A 2,128-nucleotide genomic window follows, 5' to 3' on the forward strand; every position below is an offset into this window, starting at 1 on the left:
AAAATAAAATATGAATATATATTATAATTATTGTGGTTCGATATTTATGAGAGAGTAATCATGTTCATATACAATTAAAATACCTAGTAAGGCGTGTTAATATCAAAGATATTAATAATCTTTGATATTAACTAATAAATTATATAATAATATCAACTTGCAATTTCTTGAGCATATAAATAAAGCGCTTGTAATTGTTTTAATTTTTCTTTGTCATCACTATGTTCTTCTGCTAATAAATGAATAGTATTAATATATTCGGTTAATTTTTCGGGTGTTAATTGTGCTTTACGGTGCGCTAACCAGCGCTGCTGTTCATCGTAATTCAATGTTGAAGGGTAATTTCTAGCACGATAGCGGAAAAATAATGGCTCCATTCTAGGGTCTTCAAATGTTAGATCTAATGCAGGTAAATTTTGAGGTTGTGTTGACCTGATTATTTCCATTGCACTTGTGTCATTTTCACTAAAAAAACCATTATAAAGTTGTGTATCTACATCATCAGAAGGCACAAAAGGTGCCTGTTGTGCAAATATTTCAACAACCTTGTTACGTACTTCAGGATGTGCAGATAGTATAGATTGATTATTTAAACAATTATCAATATTTAAACCGACTCTATCTGCATCTTGTGGGCGTAATGTATTTTGTGGTGCGACAATAGGACATTTATTGATATGCAAAAGTTTAATAGGAACAGGAGGCTCATTTTCTGATAATTCACTTCGTGGTGTATATAAACGCTGGCGTAATTCGTCAGGTGTTAACATTAATAATGGTGAGATATCAGCAGATAGATCACATACAATAACGGCATTACGATTATCAGGGTGCCATGCAAGTGGTACAACTAAACTTATATTTGAACGTGCCGCACCAAACATACCAGAAACATGTACAATAGGTGTCATTGCTGGAATATCAATTAAAGATTGTACTTTGCGCTTATCTCGTAGATTAAAAAAGTAATCAAACATACGAGGCTGTGCTTCTTTTAATTTTTTTGCCATTGCAATTGTGGCATATACATCAGACATTGCATCGTGAGCATGTTCATGAGAAACGCCATTTGCTTTCGTTAATAACTCTAAACGAAAGCTAGGCAACCCTTCTTCATTTTCTGGCCAAATAATTCCTTCAGGACGCAAAGCATAGCAAGCACGTAAAACATCAAGTAAATCCCAACGAGAATTTCCTTTTTGCCAACTATAAGCATAAGGATTATAAAAATTACGATAAAAAATATTACGAGTCACTTCATCATCAAATCGTAAATTGTTATAGCCCATAATACAGCTATTTGGTTGGCTAAATGCGAGATGTATTTGACGTGTAAATTCAGCTTCTCTTACACCATTTTTTAATGCTATTTGAGGTGTAATACCCGTTATCATCACAGCTTCAGGCTGAGGTAAATAGTCATCGTTGGGCTGGCAATAAATTACGAGAGGATCTTCAATAATATTAAAATCCATATCGGTTCTTACACCAGCAAATTGAGCAGGACGATCGACAGCAGGATGCTTACCGAAAGTCTCATAATCGTGGATATAAAACGTGGGTTGTTTGGTTGTGTTAGTCAATGTTGGTTACCGTTATCTTTATAAATTAATTCATTGTTTTCAACGAGTCTTTACAATGCAATATCAAATTAATTCTTTCATTGTATTATACTGAGTTTGTGTGTCTAGTGCTGTGCTTTTTATCCTCAGTTCGAATTTAGAATGACAAGTAACAGACGCTTATAAATTTACGAAGTATTTTATATTGATAATTTAAATTAGCTTAAATAAATAGTATAGGTTTAAATTAATTTACACTGAGTGTTTAAAAAGTAATGTTATTATCATATTGAAGATAATTTTTATTATAGTCATGATGGTTGTTTAATAAAAATTAATGATATAAATAATTTTATCTTAAAATATTACATTTAAGATTTAAACTCTAATTTAAAAAATTAAAATTTACAAAATATAATTAAAACTAATAAAACAAGCGGGAAGAGTAGATAAAGCTTAATTAAAAGATCTCATTTTATATTTTGTAACGAAATATAAATTTTTATAAATATCTTAATGAAACTAAATAAAATATAAATTTATTATTATCAGTACAAAATTTATTC

The 2,128-nt window shown here is 30.3% G+C and carries 1 protein-coding gene; it reads right to left on the reverse strand.

Features of this window, described 5'->3' with window-relative positions:
• Positions 1–152 precede the first annotated feature (152 nt).
• Positions 153–1,583 carry an exodeoxyribonuclease I gene (sbcB, locus tag M983_RS16400; RefSeq protein WP_066753541.1) on the reverse strand — a complete coding sequence of 477 codons (1,431 nt, stop codon included), beginning with the start codon at positions 1,581–1,583 and terminating at the stop codon, positions 153–155.
• Between the last annotated feature and the right edge of the window lie 545 nt (positions 1,584–2,128).

This window comes from Proteus myxofaciens ATCC 19692 (assembly GCF_001654855.1).
GTDB classification, from domain to species: domain Bacteria; phylum Pseudomonadota; class Gammaproteobacteria; order Enterobacterales; family Enterobacteriaceae; genus Proteus; species Proteus myxofaciens.